This window comes from Pantoea sp. PA1 (assembly GCF_056856975.1).
In genome coordinates this window covers 1-527 of record NZ_JBXGEE010000020.1, presented here as the reverse complement: position 1 = coordinate 527, position 527 = coordinate 1, and the positions used below count along the sequence as shown (strand labels likewise).

The 527-nt window shown below is 51.6% G+C and carries 1 tRNA gene and 1 rRNA gene; both read left to right on the top strand.

The features are described 5' to 3' along the window. Nucleotides 1–76 (top strand): 16S ribosomal RNA (locus AC1V0D_RS21975); the annotation flags it as partial. Nucleotides 77–165: 89 nt separating this feature from the next. Further along, nucleotides 166–240, top strand: a tRNA-Glu gene (locus AC1V0D_RS21970). Nucleotides 241–527 lie beyond the last annotated feature (287 nt).

Sequence of the window (527 nt, the reverse complement as noted above, 5' to 3'; positions counted from 1 at the left end):
CACTTTGTGATTCATGACTGGGGTGAAGTCGTAACAAGGTAACCGTAGGGGAACCTGCGGTTGGATCACCTCCTTACCTGAAGATACCTTCCCGCGCAGTGCTCACACAGATTGTCTGATAAAAAAGTAATGAGCAGGACGGCTGCGAAGTCGTGACACTATCGTGTCCCCTTCGTCTAGCGGTTAGGACTCCGCCCTTTCACGGCGGCAACAGGGGTTCGAATCCCCTAGGGGACGCCACCTGCTTGGTGACAGGTGAAAGGTGTCTCCATACAGTATCTCAAAACCGTTTCCGCTGCGCGAGCAGGGAGACGCGTCTGAGATATTTGCTCTTTAACAATCCGGAACAAGCTGAAAATTGAAACGACATGACGCGTTCATTCTCCGTAATAAGAATGAAATGGCGACATGTCCGAGTCTCTCAAATGCTTACAGTCTGCAGCGTTGAAAAACGCCTGTGGGTTGTGAGGTTAAGCGACTAAGCGTACACGGTGGATGCCCTGGCAGTCAGAGGCGATGAAGGACGT